Source organism: Streptomyces sp. NPDC055400 (assembly GCF_053644375.1).
The window spans coordinates 364,206-383,582 of record NZ_JBSHLM010000003.1 but is presented as its reverse complement, the minus strand read 5'-3'; the positions used below and the strand labels follow the sequence as shown (position 1 = coordinate 383,582).

Annotated in this window: 15 protein-coding genes and 1 pseudogene; 4 read left to right on the top strand and 12 right to left on the bottom strand. The window is 72.0% G+C overall.

Annotation, left to right across the window (positions count from 1 at the left end; all coding sequences use genetic code 11):
• Window positions 1–82 precede the first annotated feature (82 nt).
• Window positions 83–1,009, top strand: coding sequence for an intradiol ring-cleavage dioxygenase (locus tag ACWIGU_RS09860; protein WP_454399224.1), 927 nt, complete (start codon window positions 83–85; stop codon window positions 1,007–1,009).
• A gap of 22 nt (window positions 1,010–1,031) precedes the next feature.
• Here the strand turns inward: ACWIGU_RS09860 and ACWIGU_RS09855 are convergent, their stop codons facing one another.
• From ACWIGU_RS09855 to ACWIGU_RS09840, 4 genes are all read right to left on the bottom strand, one after another.
• Window positions 1,032–1,484 (bottom strand): hypothetical protein, encoded by a 453-nt coding sequence (locus tag ACWIGU_RS09855; RefSeq protein ID WP_454399222.1) that lies wholly within the window; start codon window positions 1,482–1,484, stop codon window positions 1,032–1,034.
• Between the two features lie 95 nt (window positions 1,485–1,579).
• On the bottom strand, window positions 1,580–3,292 hold the full coding sequence (gene metG / locus ACWIGU_RS09850; RefSeq protein ID WP_454399220.1) for a methionine--tRNA ligase: 1,713 nt from the start codon (window positions 3,290–3,292) through the stop codon (window positions 1,580–1,582).
• A gap of 172 nt (window positions 3,293–3,464) precedes the next feature.
• Window positions 3,465–4,478 (bottom strand): alcohol dehydrogenase AdhP, encoded by a 1,014-nt coding sequence (adhP, locus tag ACWIGU_RS09845; RefSeq protein ID WP_454399218.1) that lies wholly within the window; start codon window positions 4,476–4,478, stop codon window positions 3,465–3,467.
• Window positions 4,479–4,604: 126 nt separating this feature from the next.
• Window positions 4,605–6,278, bottom strand: coding sequence for a VWA domain-containing protein (locus ACWIGU_RS09840; RefSeq protein ID WP_454399216.1), 1,674 nt, complete (start codon window positions 6,276–6,278; stop codon window positions 4,605–4,607).
• Between the two features lie 227 nt (window positions 6,279–6,505).
• On the opposite strand from ACWIGU_RS09840, the gene ACWIGU_RS09835 reads away from it, so the two are divergent.
• The 3 genes and pseudogenes from ACWIGU_RS09835 to ACWIGU_RS09825 all read left to right on the top strand — a co-directional run.
• The gene (locus ACWIGU_RS09835) at window positions 6,506–8,596 is read left to right on the top strand and encodes a PhoX family protein (protein WP_454399214.1); all 2,091 of its coding nucleotides are present in this window, start codon (window positions 6,506–6,508) and stop codon (window positions 8,594–8,596) included.
• A gap of 163 nt (window positions 8,597–8,759) precedes the next feature.
• The gene (locus ACWIGU_RS09830) at window positions 8,760–10,049 is read left to right on the top strand and encodes an RNA-guided endonuclease InsQ/TnpB family protein (protein WP_454399212.1); all 1,290 of its coding nucleotides are present in this window, start codon (window positions 8,760–8,762) and stop codon (window positions 10,047–10,049) included.
• Between the two features lie 68 nt (window positions 10,050–10,117).
• Window positions 10,118–10,273: pseudogene (locus tag ACWIGU_RS09825) on the top strand (snapalysin family zinc-dependent metalloprotease); the annotation flags it as partial.
• 104 nt (window positions 10,274–10,377) lie between these two features.
• On the opposite strand, the gene ACWIGU_RS09820 reads toward ACWIGU_RS09825, so the two are convergent.
• The 8 genes from ACWIGU_RS09820 to ACWIGU_RS09785 all read right to left on the bottom strand — a co-directional run bounded on the left by ACWIGU_RS09820 (window position 10,378) and on the right by ACWIGU_RS09785 (window position 19,016).
• Complete coding sequence (locus ACWIGU_RS09820) at window positions 10,378–12,336, bottom strand: FUSC family protein (protein ID WP_454399210.1); 1,959 nt, start codon at window positions 12,334–12,336, stop codon at window positions 10,378–10,380.
• A gap of 32 nt (window positions 12,337–12,368) precedes the next feature.
• A complete protein-coding gene (locus ACWIGU_RS09815; protein ID WP_454399208.1) occupies window positions 12,369–13,379 on the bottom strand; it encodes an endonuclease/exonuclease/phosphatase family protein in 1,011 nt (336 codons plus the stop codon).
• A gap of 106 nt (window positions 13,380–13,485) precedes the next feature.
• The gene (locus ACWIGU_RS09810) at window positions 13,486–13,986 is read right to left on the bottom strand and encodes a DUF7144 family membrane protein (RefSeq protein WP_454399206.1); all 501 of its coding nucleotides are present in this window, start codon (window positions 13,984–13,986) and stop codon (window positions 13,486–13,488) included.
• The gene (locus tag ACWIGU_RS09805) at window positions 13,987–14,898 is read right to left on the bottom strand and encodes a hypothetical protein (protein WP_454399204.1); all 912 of its coding nucleotides are present in this window, start codon (window positions 14,896–14,898) and stop codon (window positions 13,987–13,989) included.
• Window positions 14,899–14,999: 101 nt separating this feature from the next.
• Window positions 15,000–15,404 carry a hypothetical protein gene (locus ACWIGU_RS09800; protein WP_454399202.1) on the bottom strand — a complete coding sequence of 135 codons (405 nt, stop codon included), beginning with the start codon at window positions 15,402–15,404 and terminating at the stop codon, window positions 15,000–15,002.
• A 116-nt stretch (window positions 15,405–15,520) separates the two neighbouring features.
• Window positions 15,521–17,230 carry an IclR family transcriptional regulator domain-containing protein gene (locus ACWIGU_RS09795; protein WP_454399200.1) on the bottom strand — a complete coding sequence of 570 codons (1,710 nt, stop codon included), beginning with the start codon at window positions 17,228–17,230 and terminating at the stop codon, window positions 15,521–15,523.
• A 101-nt stretch (window positions 17,231–17,331) separates the two neighbouring features.
• Complete coding sequence (locus ACWIGU_RS09790; RefSeq protein ID WP_454399198.1) at window positions 17,332–18,150, bottom strand: ParB/RepB/Spo0J family partition protein; 819 nt, start codon at window positions 18,148–18,150, stop codon at window positions 17,332–17,334.
• Entirely contained in the window at window positions 18,150–19,016 is an 867-nt protein-coding gene (locus ACWIGU_RS09785) for a ParA family protein (protein ID WP_454399196.1), read from the bottom strand. Before ACWIGU_RS09785 ends, ACWIGU_RS09790 begins: the two co-directional genes overlap by 1 nt.
• Between the last annotated feature and the right edge of the window lie 361 nt (window positions 19,017–19,377).

The following is a 19,377-nucleotide window of genomic DNA, read 5'->3' as shown; positions in this document are numbered from 1 at the left end:
GATCGGTTCCGGCCCCTTCGCTGTGCGGACTCACAGCGCATCCTCATGGCCCTGACAGGTAGCGGTCCTAGCTTCGCTTCCCATGACAGAGACTCAGGGACCAGCGCACAAACGTGACATGACCCGCCGGAAGGTCATCCTCGCGGGCGGAGCCGCCGTGGCGGCCGTCGGCGTCGGGGGCTCCCTCGCCGCCAACGCGTTCGCCGGGGAGACGGACACCGCCGACAGGAAGTCCGAGGCGGAGTCCTGCTACCGGCTCACCTCGGAGACCACCGAGGGCCCGTACTACATCGACGCGGACAAGCTCCGCCGCGACATCACGGAGGACAAGGAGGGCATCCCGCTGGTCCTCCGCCTCAAGGTGATCGACGCCGAGACCTGCAAGCCCCTGCGGAACGCGGCGGTCGACATCTGGCACTGCGACGCGCTCGGGATCTACTCCGGGTACGAGTCCCTCTCCACCGGTGGCGGTGGCACGCCCCCGAGCGGCGCCCCGACCGACCAGCCGTCCGGCACCCCGACGGGCGCCCCGCCCGGGGGCGGCGGTGGCGGCGGGCACGAGGAGCCCACCGACGACGAGCGTTATCTGCGGGGCACCTGGAAGACGGACCAGCACGGCGGCGTCGAGTTCAGGACGGTCTTTCCCGGCTGGTACCGGGGCCGTGCCGTGCACATCCACACCAAGGTCCATGTGGACGGCAAGTGGACCGACGCCGGCTACGAGGGCGGCCACACCTGCCACACCGGTCAGTTCTTCTTCGAGGAGGCCGCGGTCATCGCCTCCGGGAAGGTCGCGCCTTACTCGACGAGCACGACCGAGCGCACGACGCTGACCGAGGACACGATCTACGACCAGAGCGGCACGACGGGCGGCCTGCTGAAGCTGACGTACGGCAAGGGGCGCATCGCGAGGGGCGTCATCGGGTCGATCACGATGGCCGTGGCACCCGACGAGACGCACGACAGCACGGACACGCAGCCGGGCGCTTCCGCGTCGGCGGCTTCCTGACGGGCGCCGCCGCGGGCCGCGCTCAGGTGTCGTACCGGCCGTCCCACGGTTCGCCGAAGCCGAGGCGGTCCGGGTAGAGCTCGGCCCAGCCGCCCTCGTCGTCGTCCTCGGCGATCAGGGCGAACAGCACGCGGTCCACGGCGAGCCGGAACGGGCGGACGGCGATGTCGCCGTAGGTGCGGCCGGGCAGGGCTGCCAGGAGTTTGTCCAGGTGGGCGTGGGCCTGGGCGAGTTCGGCCCCCTCGGCCCAGGTCCCCGCGCACCAGATCTCCGAGTCGCGGTACCCGCCCGAGGCGTCGAACGTGTGGAGCACCGCGTAGAGCCGCTTGTGCTCTTCCCAGCCGTCGTCGGGGCGGTAGCCCTCGGGGAAGGCGTAGGTCACCGTGGCCAGGAACTGGCCGTCCGCGTACCGGCCGATGGTGGCGGTGCGGTGGTCCGGCTCGTGGGCGATCGGGATGGTTGCGGGAACTGGCATGGCGAAACCCTAATCGCGGTCGTGAACATGCCAGTAGCGGGGTACGGGAAAGGGGTGCGAGGACCAGCCCTCGCACCCCTTTCCCGCGGAATGTCTTACTCCGGAGCGCCGCCGAAGCGCTCGCGGTAGGACTCCAGGTCCTCCTCGGTGATCTTCGCGAAGAGCACCGGCGGGACCGTGAAGGCCGTGCCCGCGGGGACGGTGTCCAGGGCCGCGGCCTGCTCGGCGGTGACCCACGTGGCCGTGTCGTCGGCCAGCGCGAACGCGCCGCGCATCGCCTTCGACGAGGCCGGGATGAAGGGCTCGGACACGACCGCGTACAGGTGGATGAGGTTCATCGCCGTGCGCAGCGTGAGGGCCGCGGCCTCCGGGTCGGTCTTGATCTCCAGCCAGGGGGCCTTCTCCTCCAGGTAGGAGTTGCCCGCGGACCACAGGGCGCGCAGCGCGGACGCGGCCTTGCGGAACTGGAGGGCCTCCATCTGGGCCTCGTACTCGGCGAGCAGCGCGGCGATCTCCGTACCCAGCTTCGCCTCCGCCTCGCCGGCCTCCTTGCCCGCGGGCACGTCGTCACCGAAGCGCTTGCGGGAGAAGGACAGGACGCGGTTCACGAAGTTGCCGAGAGTGTCGGCGAGGTCCTTGTTCACCGTGGCCGCGAAGTGCTCCCACGTGAAGGAGGAGTCGTCGGACTCCGGCGCGTTGGCGATGAGGAAGTAGCGCCAGTAGTCGGCCGGCAGGATCTCCAGGGCGGCGTCCGTGAAGATGCCGCGCTTCTGCGACGTGGAGAACTTGCCGCCGTAGTACGTCAGCCAGTTGAAGGACTTGAGGTAGTCGACCTTCTTCCACGGCTCGCGCACGCCCATCTCCGTGGCGGGGAACATGACGCTGTGGAACGGGACGTTGTCCTTGGCCATGAACTGCGTGTAGCGCACGTCGTCGGCCTTGTACCACCACGACTTCCAGTCGCGGTCCGCCGGGTTCTGGTCGGACCATTCCTTCGTCGAGCCGATGTACTCGATCGGGGCGTCGAACCAGACGTAGAAGACCTTGCCCTCGGCGGCCAGCTCCGGCCACGTGTCGGCCGGGACGGGGACGCCCCAGTCCAGGTCACGGGTGATCGCGCGGTCGTGCAGGCCCTCGGTCAGCCACTTGCGGGCGATGGAGGAGGCCAGCTGCGGCCACTCACCCGCGGTCTGCGCGATCCACTCCTCGACCTCGACCTGCAGCTTCGACTGGAGCAGGAAGAGGTGCTTCGTCTCGCGGACCTCCAGCTCCGTGGAGCCGGAGATCGCCGAGCGCGGGTTGATCAGGTCCGTCGGGTCGAGGACGCGCGTGCAGTTCTCGCACTGGTCGCCGCGCGCCTTGTCGTAGCCGCAGTGCGGGCAGGTGCCCTCGACGTAGCGGTCCGGCAGGAAGCGGCCGTCGGCAGGCGAGTACACCTGGCGGATCGCGCGCTCCTCGATGAACCCGTTCTCGTTCAGCTTGCGCGCGAAGTGCTGCGTGAGCTCCGCGTTCTGTGCCGACGAGCTGCGGCCGAAGTGGTCGAAGGCCAGGCCGAAGCCGTCGTACACGGCCTTCTGCACGTCGTGCGCCTGTCCGCAGAACTCGGCGACCGGCAGGCCCTGCTCCTTCGCGGCCAGCTCGGCGGGCGTGCCGTGCTCGTCGGTGGCGCAGATGTACAGGACGTCGTGGCCGCGCTGGCGGAGGTACCGGGAGTACACGTCCGCCGGGAGCATGGACCCCACCATGTTGCCCAGGTGCTTGATTCCGTTGATGTACGGAAGGGCGCTGGTGATGAGGTGTCGAGCCATCGGGGGCTGCTCCCAAGTCGCTGCGTGCGGTGACGGTGTACGTCAGTCGAATCAAAGAATCCTAGCCGACACCCAGGGGCCGCCCCTCCCGGTATTTACGGGGTGGACGGCCCTGGGGGTGCGGCGCGCGTACGGGCGCGGCGCGTGTGCGGGTACGGCGCTTGTGCGGTGTCTAGCGGAAGTCGAAGACCAGCCGGGCCGTGACCCGGCCCGCCAGGATGTCCTCGATTGCCTCGTTGACCTCCTTGAGCCTGCGCTGCTCGCGGATGACACGGGTACGGCCGAGGCGGTGCAGCTGGAAGACCTCGGCGAGGTCCTGCCGGGTGCCGACGATCGAACCGATCACGCTCTTGCCTTCGAGCACGTGCTCGAAGACGGGCAGCTCCAGCGTGCCGCCGGCCGGAAGCGCGACCAGGACGAGCGTGCCGTGCCTGCGCAGCGAGCCGTACGCCGCCCGGAGCGACGCGTTCGAGACGGCGAGCCCGATCGCGACATCGGCGCCGCCCAGCCTGCGCACCGCCTCGGCGACGTCCTGGCCGCGGGCGTCGATGACATGGTCGGCGCCCAGCTCGTGCGCGAGGCGCAGCTTGTCCTCGGTGACGTCCACGGCGACGGTCTCCGCGCCCGCGATCCGCGCGTACTGGAGCGCGAGGTGGCCGAGGCCGCCGGTCCCGGAGATCAGCACGCGCTTGCCGGGGCCCGCGCCCGACACCTTCACGGCCTTGTACGCCGTCACTCCCGCGCAGGTCAGCGGGGCGGCGTCCAGGGGGTCGAGGCCGTCGGGGACCTTCACGACGTAGTCGCCGTGCGCGACCGCGTACTCCGAGAAGGAGCCGTCGACCGAGTAGCCGCTGTTGCGCTGCTTCAGGCAGAGCGTCTCCCAACCGGACACGCAGTGGTCGCAGTGGCCGCATGCCTCGCCCAGCCAGGCGATGGCGACCCGGTCGCCGACGTTGATGTGGCCGACCCGCTCGCCCAGGTCCTCCACGATCCCGATGCCCTCGTGGCCCGGGACGAACGGCGGGTTCGGCTTGACCGGCCAGTCACCGGCGGCGGCGTGGATGTCCGTGTGGCACAGCCCGCTCGCCTCCATACGGACGAGGACCTGGTGCGCCGCCGGCCGCGGAATCACGCGGTGCTGGATCTCCAGGGGCCGGGTGAAGTCGGTGACTACGGCGGCCTTCATGGTGCACGGTCCTTCCCTAGGTGCCGGAATTCATCCAGCTTCTCCCGATTCCGGGCGGACGGCGCGTGGGAACGGCCGCGCCCCCTGTCCCGCCGGGGCGGTTCAGGGGGCGCGGTGGGGTGCGGGTCAGGCCTGCTGCGAGTCCAGCCACTGCGGCAGGTCCGCGAGCAGCCCTTCGTACAGCTCGGTGTCCGTGAGCTCGCGCGGGGTGGGGCCCGCGTGGAAGAACGCGGCGTTGGGGGCCTTCAGCTTGCGCAGGTAGTCGAAGCCCTTGGCGTCGTGCTCGCCGAACGCGACGAACGAGAAGAACAGCGGGTGCCGGGCCGCGTCCGCGAGGGCCTGGTTGGCCGGGCCCTTCGCGTCCGGGGCGCCGTCCGTCTGGAAGACGACCAGGGCGGGCGTCTGCGACTGCGACTTCTCGTGGTGCGCCACGACCTCTTCGATCGCGCGGTGGTAGCTGGTACGGCCCATGTGGCCGAGCGACGCGTGCAGCTCGTCCACGCGGCCCTCGTGCCCTTCGAGGGTGAGCTCGCCGGTGCCGTCGATGTCGGTGGAGAAGAAGACGACGTGCACGGTCGCCTCGGGGTCGGTGTGCGCGGCCAGCGCGAGCACCTGTTCACCGAGCGCCTGCGCGGAGCCGTCCTTGTAATACGGACGCATCGACCCGGACCGGTCGAGCACGAGATAGACGGTGGCCCGGACCCCCGCGAGGTCCTGCTTCTTGAGCGCACTCCCGGCGGCCTTGTAGGCAGCGGCGAGCCCGGGGGCCCGCGACTTGACCCGGGTGAGGGGGAGAGCGGGGGCCTCCGGCTCGGGGGCGGCGACGGCCTCCGGCTCGGGCTCGGCGACGGGCTCGGCCGCGGCAGCGTCCGGCTGGGGGTCGGCGACGGGCTCCGGCGCGGCTGCGGCGATCGGCTCGACGACGGGCTCGGCCTCGGCCTGCGGTTCGGGCTCGGTGACGGTCTCGGGCTCGGTGTCGGGCTTGGTGTCGGCCTGCGGCTTGGTCTCGGCGTCGGCCTCAGGTGCCGCGTCGGCCTCGGCCTTCGGCTCGGCGGCCGGCTCTGCGGCAGCCTCCGCCGCTGCCTCTGCGACAGCCTCGGCCTCCGCCTCGACCACGGGCTCCGCGCTCGCGGCGGCCGGTTCCGCTTCGGTCTCGACGACCGCCTCGGGCTCCGGCTCGACGACGGCCTCGGGCTCCGGCTCGACGACGGCCTCGGGCTCCGAGACAGCCTCGGCCTCCGGCTCCGGCTCCGTCTCGGCGACGGGCTCGGCGACAGCCTCCGGCTCGGCGACGGCTTCCGGCTCCGTCTCTGCAGCGGCCTCGGGGGTCGTGTCCGCCTCAGCCTTCACCTCTGCCTCGGCAATGGTCTCCGCGACGGGCTCCGCGGCAGCCTCCGCTTCCGGCTCCGTCTCGGCGGCGGGCGCAGCGGAAGGCTCCGTCTCCGACGCCGGCTCCGCGCGCTCCGCGACCGGTTCCGCCTCCGCCTCCGCGGCAGCCTCGGCCTCCGTGACCGGCTCGGCGGCAGTCGAAGCCGCCTCCTCGTCCGCCGGCGAAGACGGCTTCGGGACCTTTACGTTGTCGAAGGCCGCGGCCACCAGGTCGTCCGTCTCGCGCGTCGAGGGCGCGGGCGTAGCCTCGGTCGACTGTGCGGGCACCTTCGCCTTTGCCTCGGCGGGCGGCGCGGTCTCGCCGGACGGTGCCGGGACCGTCGCCTCGGGTGCGGCGGTCGCCGTCTCGTCACCCCGCGAGGACTTCCGCGGCCTTCCGAACGCGTTCCGCAGGAGATTCCGAATGCCCATGTGCGCAACCCTTCGCATGAGTTGGTTTCCGTAACCCCTGGCCAGGGCGGACACGTAAGGTTAGCCGCCGCGTTCTGTGATCTTGGGCAGGGTCGCCCACCCGGGCGAAGGGCGTCCAACTGCCGCACGCCCGGCACAGGTTCACCTCTCGTTCACCCACCGTCCCCCTCCTCGCTCGGCCACGCCCCTAGCGTCACGCCGGAGTGACCGTAAAGGGGAGGAAAAGAGTGCGTAAAACGCTGCCGCTTCTCGGCTCGCACAACGGGGGCCGTGCCGCGTTGACCTGCCGGTTCCGTTGTGGGGACGCCTGTTTTCAGGAGGTGCCCAACACCAGTTCCAACGAGTACGTCGGTGATGTCATCGCCGGTGCGCTGAGCCGCCGTTCGATGTTGCGCACGGCCGCGGTCGTGACCGTGGCCGCCGCGACGGCCGGAACGGTCGTGGGATCGGGCGCCCCGCAGGCCGCCGCCGCCACGCCGTCGGGGGCGGCAACAGGCGTAGCGCACAAGGGCGAGAAGGGGGCGCGTGGACTGCGGTTCACGCCCGTAGCGCCGAACACGGCGGACCGGGTCACGGTCCCCGAGGGCCACGCCCAGAACGTCGTCATCAGCTGGGGCCAGCCCATCCTGCGGGGAGCACCCGCCTTCGACCCGGACAAGCAGTCCGCAAAGGCCCAGGCGGGACAGTTCGGTTACAACAACGACTTTCTGAGCCTCCTCCCCCTGCGCGGTGAGCACGGCCGTCAGGTCCTGGTCGCGAACCACGAGTACACGGACGAAATCCTGATGTTCAAGGGGTACGACCCCGAGAACCCGACGCGCGAGCAGGTGGAGACCGCCTGGGCGGCGCACGGCCTGTCGGTCGTCGTCGTGGAGGAGTCCCGGAGCAGCGGCAGGCTGTCGGCCGTCACGCGCCACCAGCTCAACCGCCGCCTCACCGCCACCAGCGAGTTCCGCCTCTCGGGCCCGGTCGCGGGCAGCGCGCTCGTGCGGACGAAGGCGGACCCCCGCGGCCGTACCGTCCTCGGCACGCTCAACAACTGCTCGGGCGGCACCACCCCGTGGGGCACGACGCTGCACGGCGAGGAGAACTTCAATCAGTACTTCGCGAATGCCGCGAAGGTGACCGACCCGGTCACGGCCGCCCGCCTCAAGCGCTACGGCGTGACCGGCGAGGCCTCCGAGCGCAAGTGGGAGCGGTTCGACGACCGCTTCGACCTGGCCAAGGAGCCGAACGAGGCGAACCGCTTCGGCTGGGTCGTCGAACTCGACCCGTACGACCCGGAGTCGACCCCCCGCAAGCGCACCGCGCTGGGCCGCTTCAAGCACGAGGCCGCGCAGCCGCGCCTGACCGACGACGGCCGCCCGGTCGTCTACATGGGCGACGACGAGAAGTTCGACTACTTCTACAAGTTCGTGAGCAGCAAGCGCGTCGCCAAGGGCCGCTCGCGCGCCGCGCACGAGCACAACCTGACGCTCCTCGACGAGGGCACCCTCTACGTCGCCCGGCTGACCGGCGACTCCCCGGCCGCCGAGATCGACGGCACGGGCAAGCTGCCCGCGGACGGCGAGTTCGACGGCGGCGGCGAGTGGCTGCCGCTCGCCACGGCGGGCCCGCACGGCGCGGTCTCGCACGTCGACGGCATGACGGCGGAGGAGGTCTACCTCTTCACGCGGTTCGCCGGTGACAAGGTGGGCGCCACGAAGATGGACCGCCCCGAGGACATCGAGCCGTCCCCGCACTCCGGCAAGGTCTACGTCGCGCTGACGAACAACTCGGACCGCGGCAAGACCGGCAAGGCGCCCGCCGACGAGGCGAACCCGCGCAACCTCAACAAGCACGGGCAGATCCTGGAGCTGACCGAGCACCGGGGCCGCGCCGAGGCCACCACCTTCGGCTGGTCGCTCTTCCTCGTCGCGGGCGACCCGAACGACCCGGCGACGTACTTCGCCGGCTTCCCCAAGGACCGGGTCAGCCCGATCTCCTGCCCGGACAACGTGGCGTTCGACCCGCACGGCAACCTGTGGATCTCCACGGACGGCAACGCGCTCGGCACGCACGACGGCCTGTTCGGTGTCGCGACGCGCGGCGAGCGGCGCGGTGAGCTCAAGCAGTTCCTGACGATGCCGAACGGCGCCGAGACCTGCGGTCCGCTGGTCCAGGGCCGCCGGGTCCTCGTCGCGGTGCAGCACCCGGGCGAGGTCGACGGCGCGTCCGTCGAGAAGCCGGCGAGCGCGTGGCCCGACGGGCCGGGGAAGATCGTCCGCCCGTCGGTGGTCTCCGTGTGGCGCGAGGACGGCCGCGACATCGGCGTCTGACCCGCGTCACACGGCTGAAGAGGCCTCAGCGGCATCCGGCAGGCGCTCGCGATACGCGGGTGCCTGCCGAGCCGCTTCCCGGTGGGAAGCGATCGCCCTGGCCGCAGAGGTGTGCAACGTATGTGCGTGACTCGAATGGACCGGCGTCGTTGATGTGAATGTCATGAAGGCAGACATGGGGCGCAGATACCGGGCGTACCCCACCGAAGCGCAGGAGCAAGTCCTCGCACGGTGGGGTCATACAGCTCGTGCGGTGTGGAACACGGCTCTGCACCAACGCATTTACGTCTATGAGCAACGCAGGCACACGTTGCGATCGTCCGAGCAATGCAGGCATCTCACTCAGGCCCGCGCGGAGCTGGGTTGGATCGCTGACCTTCCAGCACAGGCCGCGCAGCAGATCCTGCGCAACCTCGACCGTGCTTATGGCAACTACTGGAAACCCGAGCACCCAGCACAGTTTCCCGCGTTCAAGAAGCGCGAGCATCGGATGGGCGTTCCGCTCCCAGGGCAGGCCGTTGAGGTCCGCAGAATCAACCGCAAGTGGGCTGAGGTCCGACTGCCCAAGTTGGGCTGGCTGCGCATTCGCTTATCGCGCTGTTTGGGCGGCGTGATCCGTAATGCCGCTGTCAGTCGAGACGGCACGGGTTGGCACGTCTCATTCGGGGTCCACACCGGTGTGAGATCTGCGGATCCGAATCGGAAGCCTGCGTGTGGTGTGGACTTCGGGGTGGCGGCATCGGCCTACATCTCCACTGAATCCGCGCCGCGCAGAATGCCGACCACCCTAACGGTGAGCGAAGCCAAACGGCTCAGGCACCTCGAGCAGAGGAAGGCGCGGCAGCTCGGCTACGCCAAGAAGCACAATGGGGGCAGGTACAGCAATCGACTACTTGCGACGATTGCGGCCATCGCCAGGCTGAAGACCCGGCAGAGAAACCGGCGTTTGGACTTCACGCACAAGCTCACCACTGACCTTGCCAAGAACCACGGCGTGATCGGTGTGGAGGACCTGCGCGTGACGAAGATGACCAAAAGTGCCAAGGGCACCGCAGTGAAACCGGGCAGGAACGTGCGCCAGAAGGCTGGGCTCAACCGCAGCATCCTGGACAACATGCCTGGCGAGCGCAGACGGCAGCTCGAATACAAGGTGAACCTGTATGGCGCCGAACTGATTGCGGTCCCGGCGTTCCACACATCACAGACCTGCGCTGCTTGTGGCAAGGTCGACTCCGAATCCCGCAAGGGATGCGGCAGGCTGTTCGCCTGTGTCCACTGCGGGCATGAGGTTGACGCCGACCGCAATGCCTCGATGGAAATCGAGGCTCGAGCCCGCCGGACGGGTGGCTCGGTCATCAACAGCACGCGCAGGCCGCCCAGCAGTACTGGGAAGCCAAGTCCTGCCCATCGGCAGAGGCGGACGCGTGAAGCCCGGCCAGCTGCTTTCCAGTAGCTGTAGGGAATCCCCTGCAATCTCGTTGGGGAGCATCGTCAAGCGCAGAACCAGGAGTACCTACGATCGGCCCGTGCAGCGAGCTGATGTCGGGCGGCGGCCCGGGCCCGTCCTGCACGAACCCGAACCCGGACGCGAACGAGAGGGCCCGCGTCGACCAGCTGTGGGCCAACGGCTTCGCCAAGGCCGTGAAGTCGCTGAAGCAGTCCGCCAAGACCGGCTGACCGTCACCGGCCGGACAGCACCGGCTGAACGAGCCGGAGTCACCCCCCACACCGATGCGGGCCGCCCCCTCCCCGGGGCGGCCCGCATCCGCGTCCTGCCGTTCTCAGTGCGGTGAGGCGATGGAGCGGGCGGCGGCGACCTCCTGGCGTACGGGTTCCAGCACCCCGTCGCGGTCCGCCTCGCTGAAGTCGGCGCGCACCCCCTTGAGGACGTCGGTGGCGCGCAGCCCCTGTGCCAGCTCCCGCAGTTGCTCCGCGGCCTGCGCCACCTCGACGGGCCCCGGCACCGGCGCCCCCTCCTTGACCCGGATCCGCGCCGCGGTCGTGGCGTCCACGATGCGTTCCACGGCGACGACGAGCGGCCACCAGGCGGCGGCGAGGCGGCCGGTGGGCGGAGGCTCGGTCAGGGCGCGCTGGAACTCGGAGCGGATGACGGACAGGTCGCGGTAGAGCCGGCGGCGCATCCGCGCGCGGGCGGCCGGGACGTCCGGGTCCGCGGACGCGCCGAACGCGTGCTCCACGTACGTCGCGGTGTCCGCGACGGCGTCGGCGAGCCGGTCGCCGATGCGGGTGTGCCAGCTCTCGGGCCACAGCAGATACCCGGCGACCAGCGCGATGGCGCAGCCCATGAGGCTGTCCAGGAGCCGCGGCAGGACCAGTCCGATGCCCTGCTGGTTGAGGGTGTCGGACAGCAGCAGGATGGCCGGCGTGATGGCGGCGGTCTGGTAGCCGTAGCCGCGCGGGGTGAGCGCCGGGATGAGCGCGGCGAGGGCCATCAGCACGGGCACGTCCCACCACCCGCGGGGCACCTCGGCGAGGATCACCGTGGCGAGTACGAGCCCGACCGCCGTGCCGAGCGCGCGCAGGACGGCCCGCGAGAACACCGATCCGAAGTCGGGCTTGAGGACGAACGTGATGGTCAGCGCCACCCAGTAGGAGCGCGGGACCGGCACCGTCGAGACGAGGACCTGGGCGATGCCGATGCACACGGCCAGGCGCAGCCCGTAGCGCCAGGAGGCGCCGGACAGCACGACGTTGCGCGCGGCGCGGACGGCGCGCACGCGCAGGGCGGCGGGCCGGCCGAGGCGGTCGGCGTCGAGGGCGCGGTGGGGGTCCGTGTTCTTGCTGGTGACGAGGTCGGCGGCGTGCCGCACCGCGTGGTCGACGGCGCGGGCGGCGGGTCCTTCGGGCGCGGGCAGGTCGAGGGGCCCCGCGTCGGTGCTGCCGGTGTCCACCGCGTCGGCGAGGCGGCGTACGGCGTCGGGGACGGCGGCCGGCAGCGGCACCCCGCACTGGTGGGCGGCGGGCGCGGATTCCACGATCGGGGTGAGCGCGTTCAACAGGGCGAGCAGGCGCACCAGTTCGGGGTTGCGGCCGTGGGCGAGGGCGCGCCGGGCGAGGACGAGGTCGTAGGCCTGGTTGAGGGACTGGGTGACGGCGTAGCGGGTCTCGACGTAGTTCTCGGGGTCGGCCGCCGACGCGAGCAGGTTCGCGACGGAGCGGTACGTGGCGGCGACGGCCGCGCGTTCCGGCACCCCGGACCGCAGCGGCCAGGCGAGCAGGGCGAGCGCGAGGACGAGGAGTCCGCCGCCCGTCATCAGGAGCGGCGCGAGCCACCACGCGCCCGGCAGGGGCAGCCCGGCGCCGATCACGCAGTTGAGCAGGAGCAGCAGCCCGGACACCGAGGCGACCGCGCCGATGGTCGAGATCATCCCGGAGATCAGCGCCACGCCCGTGACGGTGGCGACGGCGACCCAGCCGTGCCCGTACACGAGCGCGCCGACCGTCACGCCGACCGCGCCGAAGAGCTGGGGCACCGCGATGTTGAGGATCCGCATCCGGTAGGCGTCGGCGGTGTCGCCGATGACGCCGGACAGGGCGCCCATGGAGGCGAGCGCCCCGTACGCGGGCTGCCCGGCGGCGAGCCCGATCGCGAGCGGCAGCGACAGCGCGAGGCCGGCGCGCGCGACGGCCGCCCAGGGGATCGGCGCGGGGTGCGGGCGCAGGGTCCTGACCAGCCAGTCGGGCGGTGCGAGATGGCGGGCCGGGGACTCTGGGCGCATGCCGTCCATTGAACGCTACGGGGCCCCCGCGCTCAGGACGTCGCCGGTCGGTGCATCGTCAGGTCGACCAGGAGGGCGCGGTGGTCGGTGTCGGCCAGCTCGACGAAGCGGGCGGAGTGCGCGGAGAAGTCCTCGCTCACGAGGACGTGGTCGATCTGGGTGCCGAGCGGCGGGCGGACGCGCGAGGGCCAGCTCGGGGCGCGGGACTTCCCGGCGAGGCGGGCGCTGTCGTGCAGGCCCGCGTCGAGGATGCGGCGGAACGCGGCGTGGTCCTGCGTGGCGTTGAAGTCCCCGGCCAGGATGGTCGGCTGGGAGCGGCCCGCGGCGGCGAAGTCGCGCAGCTCGCCCAGCTCGGAGCGCCACAGGCCGACCTGCCGGGGCAACGGCGGCATCGGGTGCGCGAGCTGGAGCCGCACGTCGTGGCCCTTCACATCGGCGACGGCGCCTGGCATGCCCATGGTCCCCGGGACGCCCGCGGCGGCCTTGAGGGGATACCGGCTCAGAATGACCGACCCCCGTGAGCCTGACGCCTCCACGGCCTGCCGGTACGGGAAGTCGGCGCGCGGCAGCTCACGGCGCAGGGTGTCCTGGCACCCGTCATCGCACTCCTCGACGAACACCAGGCCGGGCCGCTCGCGGCGCACCGCGCCCACCAGCGACTCGGTGCCGCGCCCGAACTGGACGTTCGAGGAGAGGACCCGCACATCGGCGACCGGCGGCCCGCTCGCGTCGGCGTCCTTGCCGTACGGCTCGATGTACCAGGCGAGGGCGCCGAGCGCAGCGACGCCCCACACCATGCCGGTACGCCAGCGCGCGAGCGCCGTGAGCAGCAGCGCGGCGCCCGTCGGCGCGAGGAGCCAGGGCAGGAACGCCAGGAGCTGCGGGACGGGGGTGACCCCGTCCACGTCCGCGATCCGGCAGCCCACGACCGCGCTGACGCCGGCGAGGAGCAGGCCCGCGGTCCAGGCGGCCAGGGTGCGGCCCGGCCTGCGGTCCCGGTCGTCGTGGGGGAGGACCGGCGGTGGGCCGGGCGCTTGCGTCACATGCTCCAAGGCCCGGGCCCGCCTTCCGCTCGTTCCGACACCCTCCGGCGCCGGATGCCGGAATCCTCCCTCAAAGACGGACCGGCGCGGGGAACGGTTGCCCGCTTCAGGCCCGGGCGGCGTGGTGTGAACTGTCGCTGGCCAGTGCCCAGATGACGAAGACGCCGATGGCGATCGCGATGACCGACCAGATGGGCTCGTAGGGCAGGAACATGAAGTACGCGATGATGTACAGGGAGGCGAGGGCGATGCCGACGCCGCGCGCCCAGCCTTGGTCCTTGAGGATGCCGAAGCCGGTGACCGTGACGACGACGCCGATGATCAGGTGGATCCAGCCCCACGTGGTGAGGTTGAAGGCGTACGTGTAGGTGCCGAGGCGGGCGTACACGTCGTCCTTGGCGATGCCCGCGATGCCGTTCAGGATGCCCAGGACGCCGCCGACCGTCATCAGGACGCCGGCGAAGACCGTGCCGCCGGACACCCAGCCGCTGCCCGCGCCGTCGCCCATGGTGGGGTCTGGCCCTGCGGAGCGGTGCTTGTCCGACCAGACGCCGTGGCCGGCGTCGGGGCTGGGGGGCGGTGTCGGGGTGGTGGGGGTCTCGCTCATTCAGTCCTCCTCTGTCACTGGCATGCTCACCCCGGAAGCGGCAGGCCGCATTTCGGGAGGAACCGGAGGGGCCGGAGGGTGCGGCGGTGCCCTGTGGCGCAGGCGCCCCGACAGCCAGGCGCAGACGGCCACGGTGAGGGCCGTTCCGGCCGTCCACCGGGACGCGGTGCGCACCGACGAGCCGAGGGCGTCGTAGGCCGCGCCCGCCGCGGAGCGGTCCACGTCCGAGGGCAGGTTGTCGAGGGTGAGAGAGCGGCCCGTGGCGAGCGCGACGAGGAGCGCCCCCGCGGCCACCGCGACACCGAGCGCGGTCGCGGTCAGGGCGGGGCGCGGGCGCCGGGCGAGCGCGAGGCCCGCGGCGGCGAAGGCGACCGCGGCGAACGGGAGCCACAGGCCCGCCCCTTGGAGCAGGTGCAGCGACTGGCGCAGCCGGCCGAGGTCGCGCGCGCTGATCACGGTGATGGTGGTGTGTGTGACGGGGATGCGGTCGGCGAAGGGCACGCCGTCGTCGCTGAGCTGCTGCTTGACCTGCCCGGTGACGGGCGCGAGGTCGAGGGTGACCGGGCCGTCGGTGCCGTCGTCGACGGCCTGCTGCACGGCGTCGTGCGCGGCCCGGTTCGCCGTGTTCCACGCCTTCTGGAAGGCGGCGGTGCCGGTGAAGGACTCCACGGCGTCATGCACGAACGCGTCCACGGCCGACTGGATCGGCCCCGCGTCGAGTTGCGTCACGATCGCGTTCGTGACGGCGCCGGCGACCGCGCCCCGCACGGCCGGTTCCGAGGCGAGCGGAGCCATCGTCGCGACGTACCGGTCACTGTCCCCGACCTCGTACTTCGCCCAGACGGAGAGCGTGCCGAGCGGCACGAGCAGGCAGGCCAGGGCCAGCAGGACGACGGACAGGGCTCTTCGCATCCTCCCAGGCAACGGGAGGGCGGCAGGGGGCGCCAGCGGGGGCGGGGCAGATGGCGGCTTCCGCGGTGGAGGGCTCGACCGAACGGGTGTTTACCGGCCGGTCAGCCCTCGCGGGTGTAGTAGCGGTAGAACATGGTCGCGAACACACCGGCGGCGACCGTCAGGGCCATGATCGTGGACCGCAGGACCGAGGCGTCGGTCAGGCTGTAGAGATAGCCGAACGCGATACCGGCCCACGCGGCCCAGGCGACGGCGCGCAGTTCGCGCGGAAGCCGGAACGAGGCCCGGTGCATCCCGAAGGTGACCACGGCGACGATGACGCCCGTGAGGACGCCGAACAGGACGTTGCCCGTGGTGATCGGGCTCGGACCGGCGTCGCGGCGGATGCCCGAGGCCCAGATGCCGTAGACGATGCCGAGCAGGAGAGAAAGCTTCATCGAGAGACTGGAGCCGGCCGCCATGGAGCGCAGGCCGGAGGTTCCTGAGGCGGGTGCCGCGTGAGCCATGACGGCTCCTTTCTGCCTGTCCCCCCGCCTTCCATTGACCTCCGTCGCCTTCCGATCCGCAACATCGCGGCCGGCTCTGTGCCGCTCTGTTCTGCTCTGCACCTCTCTGTGCCTCTCTATGCCGCGGGGATACGGGCGAACCGCCCGGCGACGTGCAGATCGGCCTCGATGCGCGAGGCCGTGGCGAGCAGCGCGGGCAGGACCTCGTCCGTGACCCGGGCCAGGTCGCGGCGGCTGCTGTGCGTGGCGACGTTCACCGCGGCGACGACCTGCCCGGCGAGGTCGCGCACCGGTACGGCGACGGAGCGCAGCCCTTCCTCCAGCTCCCCGTCCACGAGCGCGTGACCCTGGCGCTGTACGTCGTCCAGGAGCGCGCCGAGCCGGTCGGCGCCGGTGACGGTGCGCGGGGTGAGGGGAGTCAGGTCGGCGCGGGCGAGGAGCGCGGCGCGCGCGTCCGGGGCCAGACCCGCGAGCAGGACCCGGCCCATGGACGTGGCGAAGGCGGGGAAGCGGGTCCCGACCGCGATGTTCACGCTCATCACCCGGCTCGTCGCGACGCGCGCCGTGTACCGGATGTCGTCGCCGTCGAGCACGGTCAGGGACACCGAGTCGTGCAGTTCGGCGGAGAGCGCCCGCATGTGGGGCGTGGCGATCTCGGCCAGCGTCAGGTGGGACAGGGGCGGGAAGCCGAGGGCGAGGACGCGGGGCGTGAGCCGGAAGCCCCGGCCGCGCGAGGCCACGTATCCGAGGTGCTCCAGCGTGATCAGGGCGCGGCGCGCGGTGGCCCGCGCCAGGCCCGTCGCGGCGGCGATCTCGGTGAGGTTCAGCTCGGCCCGCCCGGCCCCGAAGACGGTCAGCACGGCGAGCCCGCGCGCCAGCGACTCGACGAAGTCCCGGCCGAGCCGCTGCTTGGCCTCGGCGGCCCAGGCGGCGTCCGGTCCCTTCGCCCGCGCTCCCGCCGGCGCGAAAGCGTCGGGTCCCGGGCCCGGCGCAGGGCAGTCCGGCGCCGGTTCGCGCAGGGCCTCCTCCATCTGCGTGACAGCGGCCCGCAGCCGCCCCAGCATCGCCTCGCGCAGTGACGCGGCGGTGTGGCGGCTGGTGTGGCTGACGACGCTGACCACGCACGCGACGGCACCCCCGGGACCCCGTACGGGGACGGCGAGCGCGACGAGGCCGGGCTCGATGAGCTGGTCGTCGAGAGCCCAGCCCGCGGCCCCGGCGCGCGCCACGCGCTCCTCGAACCGTTCCTTCTCCGGCTCCTGACGGGGCGGCACCGCGGGGAAGGCGCGGTCCTCGGGATCCGCGGCCCGCCGGGCCCGCCACCGCGCCCACATGTCCTCGTCCCACGCGCCCGCGAACAGCGGTCCCGGCGCGGTGCGTTCGGCGGGCAGCAGGTCGCCGATGCGGAAGCTCAGCGACATGGCGCGACGCCGCGTCGCCTGGTGGATGAAGCGGATCCCGTCCCCGTCCGGGACCGCGAGGGACACCGACTCGTCCAGCTCGTCCGCGAGCCGCTCGGCGCGCGGCCCGAGCAGCGCGGGCACCCGCAGAGCGCCCAGATAGGCGTTGCCCACGGCCATCAGCGGCGGCGCCAGCGTGGCGTCACGCCCGTCGAGGCGCAGGCAGCCCATGTGCGCGAGGGTCGCGCAGATCCGGTCGACCGTGGACCGGGCGAGGCCGGTCGCCCGCGCGAGCTCGCTGAGGCTCAGCGTGCCGCCGGCGTCGGTGAGCCGCCGCAGCACGTCGATGCCGCGCATCAGCGGCGCGACGGCCTCCGCGGGCACCGCGACGCCGGGGTCGAGGGGGGGAACCGGTCCAGTGGACATGTGCGATGACTGCTCTCCGTGGCGCATTCTCCGGCAACGGTAGAGGAATCCCCCCGCGGGCCGGCTCCCCGCCCGGGCGCGGGCGCCCGTCGTGGGTGCGCTCAGCGGGCGAGGAGTTCCAGGATCCGGTCGAGCGCGGCGGGGGCGAGATGGCGGCGGAGGGACTCGACGACGTCTTCCGGGGTGCCCCGGCTGTCGATTTTGATTACGCCGTAATCACGCCGGGCCTTCGGGACGGTCGGCGGGGGTGCGCCGGTGTCGCCGGGGAGCGCCTGTTCCTCCTGGGGGAGGCGGGCGATGCGGCGGGCGTCCTCGACCGAGACACGTCCGTCGGCCAGCGCCTCCTGGAGGTCCTCGCGCAGCTTCATCAGGGACAGCCGCTGCGAGACGAAGCCCTGCGTCTTGCCGATGCGGGCGGCGACCTGGCGCTGCGAGTAGCCGTAGCTCCTGATCAGGCCCTGGATGGCCTGGGCCTGCTCCAGCTCGGTGAGGTCGTCGCGCTGGACGTTCTCGATCAGGGCGTCCTCGTCGGTGCGGGACGCGTCCTCGCGCACCAGTACGGGCACCTCGTCCAGGCCCGCCATCCGGGCCGCGGCGAGCCGCCGGTGGCCGTGCAGGACGACGTACGGGGCCCGGCCCACGGCCTCCTCGTGCTGCGGGTGCGCCGCGACGAACACGGCACGGGGGACCACCCCGAGCGCCTGGAGCACCCCGCGCTCGCGCACCGTCTCGGCGAGCCCGTCCAGGTCGCGCAGTTCGTGGCGCGGGTTGTCGGGGTTCTCGGCGAGGTCGGCGAGCGCGACGGTGACGGGGTGCGCGGTGTCGCGGGCAACGGGCTCGGCGCCTTGCTCCGACGGCTCCGCGGCCGGGGCGGCGGCGCCGGAGGACAGCAGGGAGGACAGATCGGTACGGCGCCCCATCAGACGTTCACCTTCTTGGCGTTCTTGGCGCTCTTGGCACTCTTGTCGTTCTTGGTGTTCCCGGCACTGTTGGCCTTCGTGCCCTTGGCCGCCGCAGGCTGCGCGCTCTTCTTCGTACTCGTACGGGTGCTGCTCGCGGAGCGCTTGGCGGGGGCCGGGATCGCGGCGAGGCCCACCTCCAGGGCGAGACGGAAGAAGTCCTCGCGGGCCTGGAGCGCGACGCGGTTCGCGCCGTACTGGGTGACGACGAGGCCGTCCGCGGAGGCGCGCGTGTGCAGCTTGTAGTGCCGTACGACCGTACGGGCCAGCGGCCAGTCCTGGGCCTCGACGAAGGCGCGCGTCTGCTCCAGGTCGGCCTTGCCGTCGCGCGGGTCCCAGTTGTTGATGACCACGCGGTAGGGCAGGCCGCGCGGCTTCACGACGCGCTCGATGGTGCGCTGCGTGGGCTGGAAACCGAGCGGCTCGGGCTCGATCGGCACGATCACGTCGTGGGCGTTGGACAGGACGGCGCGCAGCGCGTCCGCGGCGGCGCCCTTGCCGAGCGGGTCCTCGCCGGCGGACTCGGCGAGGTCGAGCCAGCCCGGGGTGTCGACGAACACGTGCTGGGCGGAGGGGATGCGGGAGAGCGCGGCGAGCCCGGCCAGGTCGTCGTGGGCCTGCACGAAGTCGAAGGGGAGGCCGCCGCCGACGCGCTCCGACCACCACACGGCGGAGCCCTGAGGGTCGATGGAGACGGCGACGACGGGCGGCTGACCGCCCTCGGTTCCCGCGCCGAGCACGTCCGCGGTCACGGCGGCGAGGTTGACGGCGAGCGTGGACTTACCCACGCCGCCCTTCTGATTGAGGATCACGTGCACGTGGGCCATGCTCACCACACTCCCTGAGAGACCTGCGTAACGAACGAATCTGATGAAACGCGCGAAACGGGTGATTCTGTACCTGGTCACTGTGGCAGTGCGGGCAGGGGCGCACGGCGCGAACACGCCGTGGACGGGGGGTGGTTACGCCCGGACATCCACCTGCGCGTACCCCACGGCCCGCCCCATCAGCCTCACGGCGCGCAGGGCGACGACCCGGTCGGCGACGCGCAGGTGGGGGGAGACGCACCTGTCACCCGAATGGGCGCGGCCCACGGGCCGCGTCCATTCGGGTGCTGATATCCACTAAGGAGCACATCACCGCATCTGTGGGGGGCTTGACCGCCCGGCGCGGCAGCGCGTACGGGCC